This window comes from Haloarcula pellucida, from assembly GCF_014647235.1.
In the GTDB taxonomy this organism is placed as follows: domain Archaea; phylum Halobacteriota; class Halobacteria; order Halobacteriales; family Haloarculaceae; genus Haloarcula; species Haloarcula pellucida.
The window spans coordinates 1,192,430-1,209,912 of sequence record NZ_BMOU01000001.1 but is presented as its reverse complement, the minus strand read 5'-3'; the positions used below and the strand labels follow the sequence as shown (position 1 = coordinate 1,209,912).

The window sequence follows — 17,483 nt, the reverse complement described above, 5'->3', positions numbered from 1 at the left end:
AAACGTGGCTACGACTCGGGGAGAACGACCCGTTCCACGTCGGACGCTCCAGCGCGGCGGACGACCGCTCGGATGGGGTTGTGCGCCCCTGTGAGGTTGTCCGAGTCGCCGTCCAGAACGAGCAGGCTGGCCGGCCGCCCCTCCTCGATGAGGCCGCAATCGAGACCGGCCAGTTCGGCCCCGTTGACCGTCGCCATCCGCAGGACGTCCCGCGCAGAGAGGTCGTACAGTTTCGCGGTGAACTCCATCTCGCGGAACATCGACGGACTGTTGAGAAAGACGTTGTCCGTCCCCAGCGCCACCGTCGTCCGCTCGGCCAGTTCCTCGACCGGTGGCTTCCCGACACCCGTGACGAGGTTCGACCGCGGACAGACGGCGACCGGAATCTCACTGTCGGCGACGCGTTCGAGGTGGAGACGCTTCGCGTGGACCATGTGGACGAGGAAATCGGGGTCTAAGTCCAGCGCCGGGTTGATGTCCGAACTGTCCACCTCGCCGGCGTGGATGCCGAACAGTTTGCCGGCCTCGCGGGTCGCCCGGCGTTCCGGCCCGAACTCGGCGTCGTTGGCGCCGCTGGCGCCGAAGCCGTCGGCCATCTCCATCGCCTCGACCGTCTCGCGACCGAGGACGACGCTCCGGAGCGGCGAATCGGCAAGCGCCGCGCGGATGGCACGCACGCCCTCGACGCCGCCCTCGCGGAACTCGACGAACGCGCCGGTCCCGGACTGGTGCATGTACGACAGCGACCGGACCATCCCCTCGACCAGTTCGGACCGGTCGGCCTGCCGGAGGAGACGGTGTTTCAGGCCGTCGGGCGGCGCGACGAGTTCCTCAAGCGAGAGGCCCTCGCCGGCCTCCTTCGCGATGGAGTCGCCGATGTGCGTGTGGGCGTTGACGAACGCCGGGCAGACGATGGCGTCGCTGTCGACGCTGTCCGCCTCGATAGCGGCGATCTCGCCGTCTTCGACGACGACTCGCCCCTCGATAGGTTCGAACGTCCGGCCGCGGAGAATCGTCCCTTCGATACTCATGTACTCCTCTCCACTCGATGCTCAGTTAAATTCGTCGAGGGTCGCGTGGATACCCGGTCGGACGTCCCGGACCCGCGCGCCGTCTAAGTCGAGGCCGAGTTCGCGGATGGCGACGTCGCCCACACGGTCGCTGTCGTCCTCGGGGGCGTAGACGCCCAGACGCCACTGGTCACGCTGGGCGGCGCGGATGGCGTTGACGAGCGTCGACTGCTCGCCGAGGCGGCGCACCTCGCCGTTGACGAGGACGCGACTCGTGGACTCGGTCATCGACGGTTCCGAGGGGACGTCGAGGACCACCGAGTCGGGGTCGACGTTCGCGCTGTCGGCGATGGCGTGTTCCCACGTCCGGATATCACGGTGGTCGGCCGCGACTAATTCGTCGGGGACGGCGGTCCGTTCGGCCCAGACGGAGCGCTTATACAGATCTCGCTCGCTCAGCCGACGGGCGTATTCGGCCGTCTCGTCGCACTGCCGCAGGCGGACGAGCAAGTCGGCGTCGTCCCACCGGCGCAGGTCCGAGGCCGTCACGTTCGTCGCGGTCAGCAGCCGTTCGGCCCCGCGGCGGAGCATCGATTTGGCGATGCGGGCGACGTGGTGGGCGTAGACGGTCGGGTTCATCAACGCACGAGCGAGCAACAGCGACTCAGCGGTCTGGACGTTCCCCTCGTCTAAGACGAGTTCGCCGTCGACGAAGCGCAACTCCCGGACCAGCCGTTCGTGGTCGATAGTGCCGTAGGGGACGCCGGTGTGGTGGGCGTCGCGGACGAGGTAGTCCATCCGGTCGACGTCGAGTTCGCCCGAGACCAGTTGGCCGAGTTCGCCGTCACCGGCGACGAGATCGGCCACCCGGTCGGTATTCAGGCCGTGGTCGGTGAGCACGCGAGCGACCTCGCCGCGGTCCAGCAGGTCGTGGACGTCGTCGTGGTACTTTCCCGTCTTGCGGTGGATGACCGCCTCGACGTTGTGGCTGAACGGGGAGTGACCCACGTCGTGCAGGAGGGCAGCGGCACGGACCCGCTCGGCCTGCTGGCCCTCGATACCCAGATGCGAGAGCGCCCGGTCGGCGAGGTAATAGACGCCGAGCGAGTGTTCGAACCGGGTGTGATTGGCCGACGGATAGACCAGCGTCACGGTCCCGAGCTGCTTGACCCGGCGGAGGCGCTGGACGGGCGGGGTCTCCAGCAGGTCGGCGGCGACGCCCTCGACCGCGATGTGGTCGTGGACGCTGTCCTTGATGGTGGTCATCGCGTGTCGGTTCGTGAGCCGTCGGCAAAACGGTACTGCCACATCTCGTGACTGTACCGGCCCGAACGGTGGTCAGAGTCGTGCGACCGACCCCAGTAACTCGAGGAGGGCGTCCTCGTCGGCGTCGCCGTACTCGACGGCGTCCATCGGGTCACGCCCCATCTGCTGGACCGTCTCGATGGCCCGCCTCGGGCCGTAGTCGCGGTTGTATACGAGCCACGCGGCCAGTACCTGTCCCGTCCGTCCGATGCCGGCCAGACAGTGGACGACGGTGCGAACCTCGGTATCTACCGACGTCGCCAAAAACGGCAACACCTCCTCGTGGAGGGCCTCCTTCCCGATGAGTTGCTGGTCGGGGACCGGGACGTGGAGGACGTTCGACTCGCCGAACGCGTCGGCGTACCGCTCTACGTTCGACCCGGATTCGTCTAACTGTGTCCCCGCGAGGAGACAGCAGACGCGCTCTACTTGACAGTCGCGAACAGACTGTATCCAGTCCGAGAGGGCCGCGTCGTGGCTGGCAGCACTGTGCCAGCCGGGTGCGCACGCGCCGAAGACGTACTTTTCGTCGGGGGCTGCGGGGGCGAACCTGTGGGCGTGAATCCTACGCATGACTGCTGTTGTCCACTGCCTCTCAGGCCACTAACTTCAGTCTCCCCCCTCGGTTCTCACGACTGATTATCAGCCGACTGACGGGACTGTGTGGGGCGAACTGCCCGCTGTCCGGACAGGGCCACGTTTATAGGTTCACTCACCCCTACGTCGGCGTATGGTGACGTTCCTTGCCGGCGGGACGGGGACGCCGAAACTCCTCGCCGGCGCCGACGACGTGTTCGACCCCGGGGCCACGACAGTCGTCGCCAACACCGGCGACGACGTGGAACTCGGGGGCCACCTCGTCTGTCCCGACCTCGATACGGTCCTCTTTCTCGACGGGGGCGAACTCGACCGGGAGACGTGGTGGGGTATCGCCGACGACACGGCCGAGACACACGCCGAACTCCACCGCCTCGCCGAGGCCGCCGGCCTGTCGACCGGTCCCCAGTACCTCTCCGACGACGCACAGACGGCGGGCCGCGATATCGCCCGCTGGCGGCGATTCTCCGGCGTCGCCGAGTTCATGCACATCGGCGACCGGGACCGGGCGGTCCACGTCACGCGGACCTCGCTGCTGGACGCGGGGCACTCGCTGACGGACGTCACGCGGACGCTCGCCGACGCGTTCGGCCTCGACCGGACGCTCCTGCCGATGAGCGACGACCCGGTGGCGACCATCGTCCACACGCCGCAGGGCCCGATGCACTTTCAGGAGTGGTGGGTCGGGCGGAACGGCGACCCAGCGGTCGACGACGTGGCGTTTCGCGGCAGCGAGACGGCCACGGCCACCGACGCCGTCCTGACCGCCCTCTCGGACCCGGTGGTCGTCGGTCCCTCGAACCCCGTCACGTCGCTCGGGCCGATGCTCGCCGTCGAAGGCATTCGGGACGCGCTCGCCGAGACGCCGGTCGTCGCCGTCTCGCCGTTCGTCGAGGACGAGGTGTTCTCGGGGCCCGCAGCGGACCTGATGGAGGGCGTCGGCCGCGAGGCTAGTACCGCCGGCGTCGCCGAGAGCTACCCCTTCGCGGACGCGTTCGTCCTCGACACCGAGGACGGCACCGACCTCGACAGGCCGGTGGTCCGCACGGACACGACGCTCGACGGCCCCGGAGACGCCGACCGAGTGGCCCGCGCGGTGACCGACGCCCTCTCGGAGGTGGCCTGATGTTCGAGCCACGGGTCGCGCTGGCGAGTCTCAGCGGCGAGGCGGACGCCGCGTGGGCCCGCGCCGTCGAGGACCACGTCGGGTGTGCCTTCCTCGGGGGTGTCGCGCTGGACAGCCCCACGCGTGCGGCCGCCCGCGATATGGTGGACCGCGACCGCTCGGAGTTCCTGCCGGAGGACCCGGTCGCTTTCGTCGACGCGCAACTGGCCGCACTGGCTGGCGCGCCGATTCGACCCGCGTTCAACGTCCGGAGTGCGTCGATCGACCCGATAGCGCGCGCGGCCCGGGTCTGTCGGGACCACGGCGCTCTCCTCGAAGTGAACGCGCACTGCCGACAGGAGGAAATGTGCGCCGCCGGTGCCGGTGAGTCACTCCTTCGAGACGCCGACCGCCTCGCCGAACAGGTCGCCGCCGCGAGCGAGGCGGGGGCGACCGTCTCGGTCAAGGTCCGGACCGAGGTGGCGGGCGTCGACCTGCCCGAGGTCACACGAACCGCAGCGGCGGCAGGTGCGGACGCCGTCCACGTCGACGCCATGGACTCCGAGGCCGTCGTCGGCGACGTGGTCGAAGCGACGGACTGCTTCGTCATCGCGAACAACGGCGTCCGTGACCGGGAGAGCGCGACCGAGTACTTCGAGTACGGGGCCGACGCGGTCAGCGTCGGGCGGGCGAGCGACGACCCTGCGGTCCTGCGGGAAGTCCGGGCCGCCGCCGACGACTTGACCGGTCGCGAGGTGGTACGGTGAGCGACCGCTCGACGGACCAGAACGCCGAACTGGCGCTGTTGCTGGAGGTCAGCGGGACGCCAAAACCCGGCAACGTCGACAGAGAACGGGAGTACGACGACCTCCGGTTCGAGCACTTCCTGGCCGGCGCCGTCGGCGCTCGCCCCGGCCTCGAACTCGCGGCTGCCGGCGAACGTGTGGGCCACGCCTTCGAACGAGCAGTCGAAGGGATGTCCGGCCAGTCGGGCGGTAACACCCAGTTCGGCGCGCTCTTGGTGCTGACGCCGCTGGTCGCGGCCGCGAGCGCGGACGACCTGACGACAGCCGGCGTCGAGCGAGCGGTCGATCAGACCACCGTGGCCGACGCCGCCGACTTCTACCGCGCGTTCGAGCACGTCGACGTGGCCGTCGACGACCCGCCAGAGGGACTCGAACCGCTGGACGTGCGCCGCGGGAGCGAGGCGATACCGACGTTGGAGAAGCGGGGGCTGACGCTGTCGGACGTGATGGCCCAGAGCGCGGACGTCGACGGCGTCGCCGCCGAGTGGTCGAGCGGGTTCGAACGCGTCTTCGAGGCCGCCGAGGGGATACTGGACGACGAGGGGCCGGTCGCCGACCGCGCCTCGCGTGCGTTCCTCCGCTTACTGGCCGCGGAGGTCGACACCTTCGTCGTCACGCGGAACGACCGCGAGACGGCCGCGGAGGTTCAGCGACGAGCGCAGGCGGTGCTGGACGGCGAGGAGGACGCGACGGAACTGGCCGCGGAGTTCGTCGCCCGCGACGTGAACCCCGGGACGACGGCCGACCTCGTCGCCGGGGCGCTGTTCGTCGCGCTGGAACGGGGGCTGGTCGTCTGATGGGCGAGACGGACTGGCCGGCCGAACTCGCCGGCGTCACCGAGTCCGTCGTGACGACGCTGGGACCCAACGACCGTTGGAACGTCGCGGCGTTGGGCCTCACGGCACCCGACGGCGACGGTCCCGTGACGGCGACGACGTGGGGCCGGACCCGCACGTGGCGGAACTTCCGGGAGCGCGGCGAGGGGTACGTCCAGTTCACCCGCGACCCGGTCGACTTCGCGGAGGCGGCGCTCTCCGTCCGCGAGGAGGCCGACCCGGTTTTAGAGCGCGCCGACGCGTGGGTCCGGGTCGGCGTCGAGCGACTGGCCGACGGTGAGGAAGGCGGGACACAGTGGGTCGAGTGGGCGCTCCGGCCAGTCGAGAGCGGCGTCGAACGACGCGTCGTCCCGACGACGAACCGGGGCCACGCCGCAGTGGTCGAAGCGACCGTCGCGGCCTCACGGCTGGACGTACCGACCTACGACCGCGAGACGCTACTGGATCGGCTCGCGTACTTCGAGTCGGTGGTCGAGACGGCCGGCAGCGAGCGCGAACGGGAGGCGTTCGAGCGCGTCCGGGACCTCGTCGACGCCGAGTGGTGAGACACCGCCCGGCACGAATCGCTCGACACCGCGCTCGAAGCCGCTATAACGGGACCGCTGGCGCCGCATCGGGTGATAACGGTTCGCGTCCCGGCGTGGAAGTCGAACCCTTTTTGAACGCCACCTAGCAAGATGCACGCATGGCAATCAAACCCGCCTACGTCAAGAAGACCGGGACACTGCTGATGGAGCGATACCCCGACGCGTTCGGTGCCGACTTCGAGCACAACAAGGACGTCGTCGAGGAAGTCACGAACATCGAGTCCAAGGGCGTGCGCAACCGCATCGCCGGCTACGTCACCCGTAAGTACAACAACCCGGTCGAAGCGTAACTCGGTCTTTCTCTCTACCGCCTCGTCTCGGACAGCGGCGGCACCGCCCTACTGCTCGGCCTCGGCGGCCCGCGAGTCGGACTGGCGCTTGCGGTGGATGATACCCTGCATGTTCGCGGTGCGGGCGGCGATGTCGCGGAACGCCTCGCCCGTCTCGTCGTCCTCGTCGAGGACCAGCGGCTGACCGCTGTCGCCGCCCTCGCGGACGTCCGGGTCCAGCGGGATCTCGCCGAGGAACGGCATCTCGTTCTCGTCGGCGAACCTCCGGCCGCCGCCGCTGCCGAAGATGTCGTGGTCGCCGCCACAGTCCGGGCAGACGAACGTGGACATGTTCTCGACGATACCCAGCACGGGCGTCTCGTGGCGGCCGAACATCCGCAGGCCCTTGCGGGCGTCGTCGAGTGCGACTTCCTGCGGCGTGGTGACGATGACGGCCCCGGAGACGGGGACGCGCTGGAGCATCGTCAGTTGCGTGTCGCCGGTCCCCGGCGGCAGGTCCACGACCATGTAGTCGAGGCTCCCCCACAGCACGTCGTCCCACAGTTGGGTGAGGACGTTGTCGACCATCGGCCCACGGAAGATGACCGGGTCGTCCTTCCCGACGAGGAAGTCCATGCTCATCAGTTTCATCCCGTACTTCTCGACGGGGATTATCTCCTCGTCCTCGGTGGCGCGGGGCGACTCGTCGGCGTTGAGCATCCGGGGGACGTTCGGCCCGTACACGTCAGCGTCGAACAGGCCGACCCGGGCGCCGAGCCGCGAGAGGCCGGCCGCGAGATTGACGGCGACGGTCGACTTCCCGACGCCGCCCTTGCCCGAGGCGACAGCGATGACGTTCTTGACCTCGGGGAGCGGGTCCTCGGCCTCGGGCACGCCGCGGTCGACGCTGGCCGAGAGGTCCACCTCGCGGTCGAGGTCCGAGAGCGCCTCCCGGACCTCGTTGGCCATGCTCGTCTCGGTCGGCGAGTAGGGCGCGCCGAGCGCGAGGTCGATACGAACCTCGTCGTCTGTGACCTCGATGCTGTTGATGAGACCCAGCGACACGATGTCGTCGCCGAGGTCCGGGTCCTGGACGGTCCGGAGACGCTCACGGACGTCGTCTTCGTTCATGTCTCCGGGTAGGCCCCGGAGGTGCGATAAGGATTGTGACAGGACCGGGCGTCCGCCGTCGGTCAGGGCCGCCGGAACGTGTACGTGACTTGCCCCCCGTCCGACCTGCCCTCGACGTGCAGTTCCCCCGCGTCGTGGTCGAAGACGAGGCGGTCGGCCGGTGCGTCGAAGGCGTGCAGCGGCATCCCCGTCGCCACGCGGCCCTCGGGGCCGACCGAGACGTACGTCGAGGCGCCGAACTCCGCGGTGAGCGTGCCGTCGTCGCGCTCGGTGACGCGGTTCGGGCCCGCGAACCGTTCGAGGTGGCTCCGAACGGCTTCGCTGTCGGTCGGGTCGACTGTGGTGCCGCCGTCGGCACGCGCGAGAGTTTTCACGTCGGGTCGTACGGCCGCCAGCGCCGAAGCAGTTGTGCCGCTCGTCCGTGGGGAATACTCACGTATGCGCCGTTCTCACGGGGGGAGCGCCTTCCGTTGCGTTTAAATACAACCCCGGAATAGCTTGGGACAGACTCGTGTAGGGGGACGCGCCCCCGAGTCCGCGTGCCGCGGGCGCGAGTATCAGAAGCACGTGTCGTGGTAGCCAAGCCTGGCCCAAGGCGCAGGGTTGCTAACTCTGTGGCGTACAGCCTCCTGGGTTCGAATCCCAGCCACGACGCTCACCCAACCGATTACCCATATATGAGTGCAGAAGACCCCAACGCGGGCGAGGACGCGGATGCCGAAGAAGAGGAGGACATCCGCTATTTCGTCCGTATCGGACAGACCGACCTCGACGGTACCAAGTCCGTCGAGCGAGCACTGACAGAACTGAACGGCATCGGCCACCGCGCCGCCCGCATCATCGCCCAGCAGGCTGATGTAGACCGTCGCGCGGTGTTCGGGAAGCTCGACGACGACGTCATCGACTCCGTCGTCGAGGCCGTCGAGAACTACGCCGACGAGGTCCCCGAGTGGATGACCAACCACCAGAAGGACTACTTCACCGGTGAGACCACCCACGAGACCGGGAACGACCTCCAGCTCACCCGTCGGCAGGACATCAACCGAATGAAGATGATCGACTCCTACCGCGGCGTCCGCCACAAGCGCGGCCAGAAGGTCCGCGGTCAGCGAACGAAGTCCACCGGTCGTACCGAGGGGACCATCGGCGTCAACGTCGAGGCGATCAAGGAAGAGCAGGCTGAGGAAGCCGCCGCGGAGGATGACGAATAATGGCACTCGGCTCCAACACCAAGTTCTACGAGACGCCGAACCACCCGTTCCAGGGCGAGCGAATCGCCGACGAGAGCAATCTGCTGGGACGCTACGGTCTGAAGAACAAAGAGGAACTCTGGCGTGCCCAGTCCGAGCTTCGTGGCTACCGCCGCGAGGCCCGGAAACTGCTCGGCCAGACCACCCAGACGGACGAGGCCGACGAGTTCCTCGCCCGCCTGAAGCGCTACGGTATCCTCAGCGAGCAGGACACGCTCGACGACGTCCTGTCGCTCGCCGTCACCGACGTCCTCGAACGCCGACTCCAGACCGTCGTCTACCGCAAGGGCTACGCGAACACGCCCGAGCAGGCCCGTCAGTTCATCGTCCACGGCCACATCGTGCTGGGCGGCCAGCGCGTCACGCGCCCGTCGATGAAGGTCGAAGTCGCCGTCGAGGACACCGTCGGCTTCGACGAGAACAGCTCGCTTGCGGACGAACTGCACCCTGAGCGCGCGGAGGCACAAGAATGAGCGAAGCAGAAAACGACGGCATCTGGGGCGTCGCACACGTCCACGCATCGTTCAACAACACCATCATCACTATCACCGACCAGACCGGCGCGGAGACGCTCGCAAAGAGCTCCGGCGGGACGGTCGTCAAGCAGAACCGCGACGAGGCGTCGCCGTACGCCGCCATGCAGATGGCCGAAGTCGTCGCCGAGAAGGCCCTCGACCGCGGCGTCGAAGGCGTCGACGTTCGCGTCCGCGGCCCCGGTGGGAACCAGCAGACCTCCCCCGGTCCGGGCGCGCAGGCGACCATCCGAGCGCTGGCCCGTGCCGGCCTCGAAATCGGTCGCATCGAGGACGTCACGCCGACGCCGCACGACGGCACTCGCGCACCGAAAAACTCCGGATTCTAACCCATGACACAGGACTACGAGGTTGAGTTCGTCGAACGCGGCGAGCGGGAGTCGCTCGTACTGATTCGGGGCATCACGCCGGCGTTCGCCAACGGCATCCGCCGGGCGATGATCGCCGACGTGCCCACGTTCAGTATCGATACGGTCCGCGTCATCGAGAACACCAGCGTGATGTTCAACGAGCAGATCGGCCTCCGACTGGGGCTGGTCCCGCTCACCACCGACCTCGACGACTTCGAGATCGGTGACGAGGTGACGCTGTCGCTCTCCGTGGACGGGCCGGCGACGGCCTACTCCAGCGACCTCGTCTCCAGTGACGGGCTGGTGAAACCGGCCGACGACAACGTCCCCATCATCGACCTCAAGGACGGCCAGCGCCTCGAAGTCGAGGCCGACGCCGTCCTCGATACGGGGAAAGAACACGCCAAACATCAGGGCGGCGTGGCCGTCGGCTACCGACACCTCCAGCGTGTCGAAGTCGTCGGCGAGAAGAGCGAGTTCGAGGACGACGAGCCCAACATCCTCCGCGGCGTCATCGAGGAGGGTGCGGCCGAACACGCCGCCGTCGACGCGACGGACGGCGACCTCGTGCCGACCGACGACTTCGGCAACGACCTCTCCCAGCGCTATCCGGGCAAGGAGGTCGAGGTCACCGACGTCGAGAACGCCTTCGTGTTCCACGTCGAGACCGACGGCTCGTTCACCACCGACGAACTGGTCCTGCGCGCGGTCGAGACGCTGCGTGACCGCGCGACCGAACTGAAAGACGCAGTCCAACTGTAACGCCACATGCCCCGAAACACCCTTTCGACGCCGATGACCGCCCGCCCCCCGAGCGCGAGGACCGAAGGGGTTTTTACGGGGCACGCAAAACGCATGAATGCAAGCAGGGATAGCCAAGTCTGGCCAACGGCGCAGCGTTCAGGGCGCTGTCCCGTAGGGGTCCGCAGGTTCAAATCCTGCTCCCTGCACTTTTCCTACAAAGGAGGAACTCTATGAGCAAGACGAACCCGAGACTCAGTAGTCTCATCGCCGACCTGAAGTCGGCCGCCCGCTCTGCGGGTGGCAACGTCTGGGGCGACGTCGCCGAGCGCCTCGAGAAGCCACGGCGCACACACGCGGAAGTCAACCTGGGCCGTATCGAACGGTACGCACAGGAAGACGAGACCGTCGTTGTGCCGGGCAAGGTACTCGGCTCCGGTGTCCTGCAGAAGGACATCACCGTCGCCGCAGTCGACTTCTCCGGAACCGCCGAGAAGAAGATCGAACAGGTCGGAGAGGCTATATCGCTCGAACAGGCAATTGAAAACAACCCCGAAGGCTCCCACGTGCGGGTGATCCGATGAGCCTCGCCGAATTCGACGCCGACGTCGTCGTCGACGCCCGTGACTGTATCATGGGCCGTGTCGCGTCCGCGGTGGCCGAGGAGGCCCTCGACGGACAGACCGTCGCCGTCGTCAACGCCGAACGCGCAGTCATCACCGGCCGCGAAGAGCAGATCGTAGAGAAGTACAAGAAGCGCATCGACATCGGTGACGACAACGCGTACTTCTACCCCAAGCGCCCGGACGGTATCTTCAAGCGCGCCATTCGCGGTATGCTGCCCCACAAGAAGCAGCGCGGCCGCGAGGCATTCGAGAACGTCCGCGTGTACGTCGGGAACCCACACGACGAGGACGGCGACGTCCTCGAAGGGACCTCGCTGGACCGACTGTCGAACATCAAGTTCGTCTCGCTCGGCGACGTGAGCGAGGCACTCGGAGCGAACAAGACATGGTAACGAACACGTCTGGCAAGAAGAAGACTGCCGTCGCCCGCGCGACGATTCGCGAGGGCGAGGGACGCGTGCGTATCGACTCCCAGCCCGTCGAACTGGTCGACCCGGAACTGGCACAGCTGAAGATGCTGGAGCCGTTCCGCATCGCGGAGGACGACCTCCGTGACGACGTCGACGTCGACGTGTCCGTCGAAGGTGGCGGTGTCATGGGGCAGGCAGACGCCGCCCGAACCGCCATCGCTCGCGGACTCGTCGACTTCACGAACGACGCGGAACTCCGTGACGCGTTCATGGAGTTCGACCGCTCGCTGCTGGTCAACGACGTTCGCCAGTCCGAACCCAAGAAGTGGGGCGGCCCCGGCGCTCGGGCCCGCTACCAGAAGTCCTACCGCTGAGGTGATTCAGATATGATGGTACCGGTCCGGTGTTTCACCTGTGGTAACGTCGTCGGCGAGCACTGGGAGGAGTTCAAGGCCCGCACCCGCGAAGCCGAAGAGCCAGAGGACCCCGAAATGGTCCTCGACGAACTCGGCGTCGAGCGGCACTGCTGTCGCCGAATGCTCGTCTCGCACAAAGACCTCGTCGACATCGTCGCGCCCTACCAATGAACGCACAGGAGAGCCGATACGAGAAGGCCCGCAAACTCGGCGCGCGAGCGCTGCAGTTGGCCCACGGCGCACCCGTGCTCATCGAGACGGAGCACACCCAGCCCATCCTCATCGCGGCCGAGGAGTACGACGCTGGCGTGTTGCCGTTCACAGTCAAGCGAGGTGACCACAAATGACGCTAATTACCGACGTACGACTCCGCCGCGTCCTCGACTCGCGTGGAAACGCGACCGTGGAAGCCGACGTCCTCACGGAGAGTGGGGGCTTCGGTCGCGGCAAGGCACCGAGCGGCGCAAGCACCGGCGAGTACGAGGCGATCGAACTGCCGGCTCAGGAAGCAATCGCGAACGCTCGCGACGACGCGCTTCCGCGCCTCATCGGTGAAGTCCACGCCGGGAACCAACGTGACGTCGACGCGGCGCTCCACGCCGCCGACGGCACGGACGACTTCTCCGGTATCGGTGCCAACTCCGCCGTCGCCATCTCGATGGCGGCCGCGAAGGCCGGTGCCGACGTGCTGGGCGCACCGCTGTTCCAGCACCTCGGCGGCACCTTCCGTGGCAACGAGTACCCGACGCCGCTGGGTAACATCATCGGCGGCGGCGAACATGCCGCGGACGCCACCAACATTCAGGAATTCCTCGCGGCCCCCGTCGGCGCGCCGAGCGTCGAGGAGGCCGTCTTCGCCAACGCCGCGGTCCATCAGGAGGTCCACGACATCCTGGCCGACCGCGACCTGCCAGCGGGTAAGGGCGACGAGGGCGCCTGGGCACCCTCGATCTCGGACGACGAAGCGTTCGAGATCATGGACGAGGCCGTCGAGACGGTGGCCGACGACTTCGGCTTCGCTATCGCGTTCGGCCTCGACGTCGCTGGTGCCGAACTGTACGACGAGGACGAGGGCGGCTACGTCTACGACGACGGCGTGAAGTCGACCGACGAACAGATCGACTACATCGCCGAGAAAGTCGAGGCGTACGACCTCGTCTACGTCGAGGACCCACTCGACGAGAACGACTACGAGGCCTTCGCCGACCTGACCGACCGCGTCGGCGATCAGACGCTCGTCTGCGGTGACGACCTGTTCGTCACGAACGTCGAGCGACTGGAGGCCGGTATCAGCGCCGGTGCGGGCAACTCCATCCTCATCAAGCCCAACCAGATCGGGACGCTCACGGACGCGGTGGACGCCATCGAACTCGCGACCCGAAACGGCTACGAATCCGTCGTCTCCCACCGGAGCGGCGAGACCGAGGACACCACGATTGCACACCTCGCCGTGGCGACCAGCGCGCCGTTCATCAAGACGGGCGCGGTCGGTGGCGAGCGCACAGCCAAGCTGAACGAACTCATCCGTATCGAGGACAACGCAGTATGAGCGGCAACGAAAAAGAGGGTCTCGACGCGTCCGAGTCCGACTTCGACCCGTCCGAGGAGGACGACGAAGCGGTCGACGCAGAGGCCGAGACGGCAGCCGAACAGCCCGCCGACGCCGAGGAGGCCGAGGCAGAGACAACCGAGGACGAGGAAGACGCCGGACCTCAGCTCGACGAGGACGTCATGCCCGACGAGCAGTCCGAGGCCGACCTCCTCATCCCCGTCGAGGACTACCTCGGCGCCGGTGTCCACATCGGGACCCAGCAGAAGACCCAGGACATGGAGCGGTTCATCCACCGCGTCCGTGACGACGGGCTCTACGTGCTGGACGTCTCGATGACGGACAGCCGCATCCGCACCGCCGCGGACTTCCTGGCCAACTACGACCCCGAGCAGATTCTCGTGGCGTCCTCGCGCCAGTACGGTCGGTTCCCGGCCGAGAAGTTCGCCGACGCCGTCGGCGCCCGCGCTCGCACGGGCCGGTTCATCCCCGGCACGCTGACGAACCCGGACTACGACGGCTACATCGAACCGGACGTCGTGGTCGTCACCGACCCGATCGGTGACTCACAGGCCGTCAAGGAGGCCATCACGGTCGGCATCCCGGTCATCGCGATGTGTGACTCCAACAACACCACGTCGAACGTCGACCTGGTCGTCCCGACGAACAACAAGGGGCGAAAGGCGCTGTCGGTCGTCTACTGGCTGCTGGCCAACGAGACGCTCGACCGCCGCGGTGCCGAACCGTCCTACGGTCTCGAGGACTTCGAGTCCGAACTCTAACGCAGGCGTTCGATACCTTCACTTTCTCTCTACACGGCGCGACAGTGGCGACGATAGGCGTCGCTACGGCACAAGACATAGGACAGCCCCCCGAGTACCGGTCGTCGATGGCAGAACAAGATACCCTCCTCAACGCGGTTATCGGGGCTGTCGCGACAGCTATCCTGAGTGGTTTCCCCTTCGCACCGGTGTTCGGCGGCGCACTCGCCGGCTATCTGGAAGGTGGTGACCGAGACGACGGTCTCCGAGTCGGCGCGATCTCCGGGGCCATCGGCCTCGTGTTCACGCTGGTCGTGTTCGCCTTCGTGGGACTGGTCTTCCTCGGATTCCTGCTCGGCGGGATGCCGATGCATCTGGGGGCGGTCGGTGTCGTCTTCCTCGTCGGCGCGGCGGTGTTCGCCGCCGTCTACGTCGTCGGTCTGAGCGCGCTCGGCGGGTGGTTGGGCAACTACGTGAAGTACGACACCGACCTCGGAAACTGACCGGCGACGGTGTGGCCAGCTATATTACACCGGCTGTCGACAGACACAGACGAGATGCGTGAGACGCTCGTCGACGCCGGCTGGGGTGCGTTGGTGACAGTCGCACTCTCGTTCGTCCCGTTCTCGTCGGTCATCGGTGGGGCTGTCGCCGCCAACAGACACGGCAGCGATTACGCGAGTGGGCTGTGGCTGGGGCTGCTTGCGGGCGTCGGCGCGATGGTGCCGTTGCTGGTGCTGTTCGTCCCGGCGCTGTCCATCGCCGGGGCGATCGGATTCGGTATCCACCCGTCCTCGCCGGCGTACGAACTCTTTCTCGCGCTCGTGTTCGCGTTCTTTCTCGCGTACACGGTCGGACTGAGCGCACTCGGTGGCCTTGGCGGCGTCTGGGCGGCGCGACATACGGAGTGGCAGCTAGACCCCGGCCGCTGGCTCTGACCCGCCTTCGGCCCGTAACCGGGCGATTTGGCATGCGATTCAAACGTGTCCAGTCCTAACTTCGATCGATGGCAGAGACGCCGCCCGGACCGAAAGGCGAACCGCTGTTCGGCAGTAGCAGGACGTACGCCGACGACCCGTTCCGGTTCATCTCGACGCTGGAGAGCGCCTACGGTGACGTCGCTCGCTTCGACATGGGGCCGATGGACACCGTCATGCTGTGTGACCCGGCGGCCATCGAACGAGTGCTGGTCTCGGAGAGCGACCGGTTCCGCAAGCCCGACTTTCAGGGGGACGCGCTCGGTGACTTGCTGGGCGAGGGCCTCCTGTTGAGCGAGGGCGAGACGTGGGAGCGACAGCGGCGACTGGCCAACCCCGCGTTCTCGATGGCACGGCTCTCGGGGATGGCCGACCGCATCACCGGTCACGCACAGGACCGCATCGCAGACTGGCAGGAGGGGGACGTCGTCGACGTCGAACAGGCGATGACGCGGACGACGCTCGACGTCATCCTCGATTTGATGATGGGGGTCGAACTGTCCGAACAGCGAGTGCAGACCATCGAGGAGCAACTGATACCGCTGGGACAGCGCTTCGAACCCGACCCGCTCCGCTTTGCCGCACCGGAGTGGCTGCCGATGCCGGACGACGCGGCGTTCGACAGCGCCGTCGAGACGCTCGATGCGGTGTTGGACGACATCATCGAGGTCCGCGAGGGTTCGGTGGGGACGGACGAGGACGGCCCGATGGACTTCCTGTCGGTCCTCCTCCGTGCCCGCGACGACGGCGAGCAGTCGCCCGAGCAGTTGCGCGACGAGATGATGACGATGCTGCTTGCGGGCCACGACACGACGGCGCTGACGCTCACCTACGTGTGGTTCCTGCTCTCGGAGAACCCCGAGGCCGAACGCAAAGTCCACGAGGAACTGGACGAGGTGGTCGGCGACGAGCGGCCGGAGATGGACCACGTCCGCGAACTCGACTATCTGGAGTGGGTCGTTCAGGAGGCGATGCGCCTGTACCCGCCGGTGTACACCATCTTCCGGGAACCGACCGAGGACGTCGAACTGTCGGCGTACCCCGTCGAGGCGGGGACGACGCTGATGCTCCCGCAGTGGGGTGTCCACCGCTCCGCCCGGTTCTACGACGACCCGGGGACGTTCGACCCGGAACGCTGGAAGCCCGAACGGGCGACCGAACGACCCCGGTTCGCGTACTTCCCGTTCGGCGGTGGTCCGCGCCACTGCATCGGCAAGCACCTCGCGATGCTGGAGGCCCAACTCATCGTCGCCACGACGGCCAAGCAGTACCGCCTCGACTTCACGGGCGAGACGCCGCTCGAACTCATGCCGTCGCTGACCGCCCACCCGCGTCAGGAGATGTCGATGCGAGTACAGACGCGAGATTAGGTCGGCGTCGAAGCGTCGCGAACCTGTACCTCGCGTTCGGCCGCGACGTGACCGGTGACCGACAGCGTGACCGGGCCGTCCTCCATGGCCGTGTAGGCCGTGTCGACGTCGAGGGTCGCCGACACCCGTTCGCCCGCGGCGACGGACCGGTCGACGACGTGGGACTCGTCGTCGTCGGCGATTCCCTTCGTGGGCCAGTACACCGCCGCGAGGAAGCGGCCGTCCGTCTCGGAGACGTTCGTCGCCGTCAGCGACACCGACAACTGCTCGCCCTGCGAGACGCTGTCTGGAACGGTCAGGCTGTCGAGTTCGAACTGCGGTGCCGGTGCCGCGAGCGTGTCGCGTGCGTCTGCCGGTACCGGCCACTCGGTCCCGTCCGAGCGCCGAATACGGGGATTCGACGCAGACAGCCGTGACGGAACCGTGAACGCGACGTACGGGCGCTCGTGACCCGCGACGGCGTGGTTCCGCGCGCCCACGGTGTCGGGAAGGCCTTGGTCCCACGCGCTGTCGGCCGTCTCGAACGTGTACGCCAAATCGTGGACGTCTTCGACCCCTCGAACCGAGCCAACGACGTACTGTCTATCCTCGCCGGTCAGTACGCCACCGGACCCCATCGACGAGTCGTAGGTGATGGCCTTCCGGACGACGACGTCCTCGACGGCGACCTTCGTGTGCGTCTGGGACGGCGTTCGCTGGTCGGTCCGTTCGTCGTCCGTGGGTGTCTCGGACGCCTCGTCCGGAGTCGACGGGGATTCAGAGAGACACCCGGCGACACCGGCGAGGCCAGTCCCGAGTGTGGCCAGTACGCGTCGACGTTTCATACACGCCCGTTCCATCGGCGCGTCAAAGGT

General features: G+C 67.3%; 25 protein-coding genes and 2 tRNA genes. 21 read left to right on the top strand and 6 right to left on the bottom strand.

Going from position 1 to position 17,483, the window contains the following annotated elements; genetic code table 11:
- Positions 1 to 8: 8 nt before the first annotated feature.
- From IEY28_RS06425 to IEY28_RS06415, 3 genes are all read right to left on the bottom strand, one after another.
- Positions 9 to 1,031: an amidohydrolase family protein gene (locus IEY28_RS06425; RefSeq protein WP_188995572.1), complete on the bottom strand. Its 1,023-nt coding sequence runs from the start codon at positions 1,029 to 1,031 to the stop codon at positions 9 to 11.
- A gap of 21 nt (positions 1,032 to 1,052) precedes the next feature.
- Positions 1,053 to 2,276 (bottom strand): HD domain-containing protein, encoded by a 1,224-nt coding sequence (locus IEY28_RS06420; RefSeq protein WP_166970871.1) that lies wholly within the window; start codon positions 2,274 to 2,276, stop codon positions 1,053 to 1,055.
- A 72-nt stretch (positions 2,277 to 2,348) separates the two neighbouring features.
- A complete protein-coding gene (locus IEY28_RS06415; RefSeq protein WP_188995570.1) occupies positions 2,349 to 2,888 on the bottom strand; it encodes a protein-tyrosine phosphatase family protein in 540 nt (179 codons plus the stop codon).
- 157 nt (positions 2,889 to 3,045) lie between these two features.
- Here IEY28_RS06415 and cofD point away from each other — a divergent pair, with 157 nt between their 5' ends.
- From cofD to IEY28_RS06390, 5 genes are all read left to right on the top strand, one after another.
- Complete coding sequence (cofD, locus tag IEY28_RS06410) at positions 3,046 to 4,038, top strand: 2-phospho-L-lactate transferase (protein WP_188995568.1); 993 nt, start codon at positions 3,046 to 3,048, stop codon at positions 4,036 to 4,038.
- On the top strand, positions 4,038 to 4,784 hold the full coding sequence (locus tag IEY28_RS06405) for a tRNA-dihydrouridine synthase (protein ID WP_188995565.1): 747 nt from the start codon (positions 4,038 to 4,040) through the stop codon (positions 4,782 to 4,784). Before cofD ends, IEY28_RS06405 begins: the two co-directional genes overlap by 1 nt.
- Positions 4,781 to 5,620, top strand: coding sequence for a triphosphoribosyl-dephospho-CoA synthase (locus tag IEY28_RS06400; RefSeq protein WP_188995563.1), 840 nt, complete (start codon positions 4,781 to 4,783; stop codon positions 5,618 to 5,620). Before IEY28_RS06405 ends, IEY28_RS06400 begins: the two co-directional genes overlap by 4 nt.
- Positions 5,620 to 6,204, top strand: a complete 585-nt coding sequence (locus tag IEY28_RS06395; RefSeq protein WP_188995561.1) for a DUF447 domain-containing protein — start codon at positions 5,620 to 5,622, stop codon at positions 6,202 to 6,204. The genes IEY28_RS06400 and IEY28_RS06395 overlap by 1 nt, the downstream gene beginning before the upstream one ends.
- Positions 6,205 to 6,344: 140 nt before the next feature.
- A complete protein-coding gene (locus IEY28_RS06390; protein ID WP_166970859.1) occupies positions 6,345 to 6,536 on the top strand; it encodes a 30S ribosomal protein S17e in 192 nt (63 codons plus the stop codon).
- Between the two features lie 48 nt (positions 6,537 to 6,584).
- On the opposite strand, the gene IEY28_RS06385 is transcribed toward IEY28_RS06390, so the two are convergent.
- Both IEY28_RS06385 and IEY28_RS06380 read right to left on the bottom strand, forming a co-directional pair.
- Complete coding sequence (locus tag IEY28_RS06385; RefSeq protein WP_188995559.1) at positions 6,585 to 7,646, bottom strand: Mrp/NBP35 family ATP-binding protein; 1,062 nt, start codon at positions 7,644 to 7,646, stop codon at positions 6,585 to 6,587.
- 62 nt (positions 7,647 to 7,708) lie between these two features.
- Entirely contained in the window at positions 7,709 to 8,020 is a 312-nt protein-coding gene (locus IEY28_RS06380; RefSeq protein WP_188995557.1) for a hypothetical protein, read from the bottom strand.
- Positions 8,021 to 8,215: 195 nt separating this feature from the next.
- Between IEY28_RS06380 and IEY28_RS06375 the strand changes: the two genes are divergently transcribed.
- The 16 genes from IEY28_RS06375 to IEY28_RS06300 all read left to right on the top strand — a co-directional run bounded on the left by IEY28_RS06375 (position 8,216) and on the right by IEY28_RS06300 (position 16,629).
- Positions 8,216 to 8,300, top strand: a tRNA-Ser gene (locus IEY28_RS06375).
- Between the two features lie 23 nt (positions 8,301 to 8,323).
- A complete protein-coding gene (locus IEY28_RS06370; protein WP_188995555.1) occupies positions 8,324 to 8,857 on the top strand; it encodes a 30S ribosomal protein S13 in 534 nt (177 codons plus the stop codon).
- The gene (locus IEY28_RS06365; protein WP_188995553.1) at positions 8,857 to 9,369 is read left to right on the top strand and encodes a 30S ribosomal protein S4; all 513 of its coding nucleotides are present in this window, start codon (positions 8,857 to 8,859) and stop codon (positions 9,367 to 9,369) included. The genes IEY28_RS06370 and IEY28_RS06365 overlap by 1 nt, the downstream gene beginning before the upstream one ends.
- Complete coding sequence (locus IEY28_RS06360) at positions 9,366 to 9,758, top strand: 30S ribosomal protein S11 (RefSeq protein WP_166970851.1); 393 nt, start codon at positions 9,366 to 9,368, stop codon at positions 9,756 to 9,758. Before IEY28_RS06365 ends, IEY28_RS06360 begins: the two co-directional genes overlap by 4 nt.
- Positions 9,759 to 9,761: 3 nt before the next feature.
- On the top strand, positions 9,762 to 10,541 hold the full coding sequence (locus tag IEY28_RS06355; RefSeq protein WP_166970850.1) for a DNA-directed RNA polymerase subunit D: 780 nt from the start codon (positions 9,762 to 9,764) through the stop codon (positions 10,539 to 10,541).
- 103 nt (positions 10,542 to 10,644) lie between these two features.
- A tRNA-Leu gene (locus IEY28_RS06350) sits at positions 10,645 to 10,729 on the top strand.
- Between the two features lie 24 nt (positions 10,730 to 10,753).
- Positions 10,754 to 11,104, top strand: a complete 351-nt coding sequence (locus IEY28_RS06345) for a 50S ribosomal protein L18e (protein WP_166970848.1) — start codon at positions 10,754 to 10,756, stop codon at positions 11,102 to 11,104.
- On the top strand, positions 11,101 to 11,538 hold the full coding sequence (locus IEY28_RS06340; RefSeq protein WP_188995551.1) for a 50S ribosomal protein L13: 438 nt from the start codon (positions 11,101 to 11,103) through the stop codon (positions 11,536 to 11,538). Before IEY28_RS06345 ends, IEY28_RS06340 begins: the two co-directional genes overlap by 4 nt.
- Entirely contained in the window at positions 11,532 to 11,930 is a 399-nt protein-coding gene (locus IEY28_RS06335; RefSeq protein WP_188995549.1) for a 30S ribosomal protein S9, read from the top strand. Before IEY28_RS06340 ends, IEY28_RS06335 begins: the two co-directional genes overlap by 7 nt.
- Before the next feature lie 12 nt (positions 11,931 to 11,942).
- The gene (locus IEY28_RS06330) at positions 11,943 to 12,143 is read left to right on the top strand and encodes a DNA-directed RNA polymerase subunit N (RefSeq protein WP_166970841.1); all 201 of its coding nucleotides are present in this window, start codon (positions 11,943 to 11,945) and stop codon (positions 12,141 to 12,143) included.
- Entirely contained in the window at positions 12,140 to 12,319 is a 180-nt protein-coding gene (locus IEY28_RS06325) for a DNA-directed RNA polymerase subunit K (protein ID WP_135303168.1), read from the top strand. Before IEY28_RS06330 ends, IEY28_RS06325 begins: the two co-directional genes overlap by 4 nt.
- Positions 12,316 to 13,521 carry a phosphopyruvate hydratase gene (gene eno / locus IEY28_RS06320; protein ID WP_166970838.1) on the top strand — a complete coding sequence of 402 codons (1,206 nt, stop codon included), beginning with the start codon at positions 12,316 to 12,318 and terminating at the stop codon, positions 13,519 to 13,521. Before IEY28_RS06325 ends, eno begins: the two co-directional genes overlap by 4 nt.
- Positions 13,518 to 14,303, top strand: coding sequence for a 30S ribosomal protein S2 (gene rpsB, locus IEY28_RS06315; RefSeq protein WP_166970836.1), 786 nt, complete (start codon positions 13,518 to 13,520; stop codon positions 14,301 to 14,303). Before eno ends, rpsB begins: the two co-directional genes overlap by 4 nt.
- A 107-nt stretch (positions 14,304 to 14,410) precedes the next feature.
- Positions 14,411 to 14,785 carry a DUF5518 domain-containing protein gene (locus tag IEY28_RS06310; protein WP_188995547.1) on the top strand — a complete coding sequence of 125 codons (375 nt, stop codon included), beginning with the start codon at positions 14,411 to 14,413 and terminating at the stop codon, positions 14,783 to 14,785.
- 54 nt (positions 14,786 to 14,839) lie between these two features.
- Positions 14,840 to 15,220, top strand: a complete 381-nt coding sequence (locus tag IEY28_RS06305) for a DUF5518 domain-containing protein (RefSeq protein ID WP_188995546.1) — start codon at positions 14,840 to 14,842, stop codon at positions 15,218 to 15,220.
- A gap of 68 nt (positions 15,221 to 15,288) precedes the next feature.
- The gene (locus IEY28_RS06300; protein ID WP_188995544.1) at positions 15,289 to 16,629 is read left to right on the top strand and encodes a cytochrome P450; all 1,341 of its coding nucleotides are present in this window, start codon (positions 15,289 to 15,291) and stop codon (positions 16,627 to 16,629) included.
- On the opposite strand, the gene IEY28_RS06295 is transcribed toward IEY28_RS06300, so the two are convergent.
- Entirely contained in the window at positions 16,626 to 17,453 is an 828-nt protein-coding gene (locus tag IEY28_RS06295; protein ID WP_188995542.1) for a hypothetical protein, read from the bottom strand. The two genes, IEY28_RS06300 and IEY28_RS06295, sit on opposite strands and share 4 nt — an antisense overlap.
- Positions 17,454 to 17,483: the final 30 nt, after the last annotated feature.

Coding starts and splice junctions, on each gene's coding strand:
- IEY28_RS06345 (WP_166970848.1), top strand. CDS start 10,754: ATGAGCAAGACGAACCCGAGACTCAGTAGTCTCATCGCCGACCTGAAG.
- IEY28_RS06335 (WP_188995549.1), top strand. CDS start 11,532: ATGGTAACGAACACGTCTGGCAAGAAGAAGACTGCCGTCGCCCGCGCG.
- eno (WP_166970838.1), top strand. CDS start 12,316: ATGACGCTAATTACCGACGTACGACTCCGCCGCGTCCTCGACTCGCGT.
- IEY28_RS06325 (WP_135303168.1), top strand. CDS start 12,140: ATGAACGCACAGGAGAGCCGATACGAGAAGGCCCGCAAACTCGGCGCG.
- IEY28_RS06340 (WP_188995551.1), top strand. CDS start 11,101: ATGAGCCTCGCCGAATTCGACGCCGACGTCGTCGTCGACGCCCGTGAC.
- IEY28_RS06415 (WP_188995570.1), bottom strand. CDS start 2,888: ATGCGTAGGATTCACGCCCACAGGTTCGCCCCCGCAGCCCCCGACGAA.
- IEY28_RS06310 (WP_188995547.1), top strand. CDS start 14,411: ATGGCAGAACAAGATACCCTCCTCAACGCGGTTATCGGGGCTGTCGCG.
- IEY28_RS06355 (WP_166970850.1), top strand. CDS start 9,762: ATGACACAGGACTACGAGGTTGAGTTCGTCGAACGCGGCGAGCGGGAG.
- rpsB (WP_166970836.1), top strand. CDS start 13,518: ATGAGCGGCAACGAAAAAGAGGGTCTCGACGCGTCCGAGTCCGACTTC.
- IEY28_RS06390 (WP_166970859.1), top strand. CDS start 6,345: ATGGCAATCAAACCCGCCTACGTCAAGAAGACCGGGACACTGCTGATG.
- IEY28_RS06395 (WP_188995561.1), top strand. CDS start 5,620: ATGGGCGAGACGGACTGGCCGGCCGAACTCGCCGGCGTCACCGAGTCC.
- IEY28_RS06365 (WP_188995553.1), top strand. CDS start 8,857: ATGGCACTCGGCTCCAACACCAAGTTCTACGAGACGCCGAACCACCCG.
- IEY28_RS06360 (WP_166970851.1), top strand. CDS start 9,366: ATGAGCGAAGCAGAAAACGACGGCATCTGGGGCGTCGCACACGTCCAC.
- IEY28_RS06405 (WP_188995565.1), top strand. CDS start 4,038: ATGTTCGAGCCACGGGTCGCGCTGGCGAGTCTCAGCGGCGAGGCGGAC.
- IEY28_RS06420 (WP_166970871.1), bottom strand. CDS start 2,276: ATGACCACCATCAAGGACAGCGTCCACGACCACATCGCGGTCGAGGGC.
- cofD (WP_188995568.1), top strand. CDS start 3,046: ATGGTGACGTTCCTTGCCGGCGGGACGGGGACGCCGAAACTCCTCGCC.
- IEY28_RS06425 (WP_188995572.1), bottom strand. CDS start 1,031: ATGAGTATCGAAGGGACGATTCTCCGCGGCCGGACGTTCGAACCTATC.
- IEY28_RS06370 (WP_188995555.1), top strand. CDS start 8,324: ATGAGTGCAGAAGACCCCAACGCGGGCGAGGACGCGGATGCCGAAGAA.
- IEY28_RS06295 (WP_188995542.1), bottom strand. CDS start 17,453: ATGAAACGTCGACGCGTACTGGCCACACTCGGGACTGGCCTCGCCGGT.
- IEY28_RS06330 (WP_166970841.1), top strand. CDS start 11,943: ATGATGGTACCGGTCCGGTGTTTCACCTGTGGTAACGTCGTCGGCGAG.
- IEY28_RS06305 (WP_188995546.1), top strand. CDS start 14,840: ATGCGTGAGACGCTCGTCGACGCCGGCTGGGGTGCGTTGGTGACAGTC.
- IEY28_RS06385 (WP_188995559.1), bottom strand. CDS start 7,646: ATGAACGAAGACGACGTCCGTGAGCGTCTCCGGACCGTCCAGGACCCG.
- IEY28_RS06300 (WP_188995544.1), top strand. CDS start 15,289: ATGGCAGAGACGCCGCCCGGACCGAAAGGCGAACCGCTGTTCGGCAGT.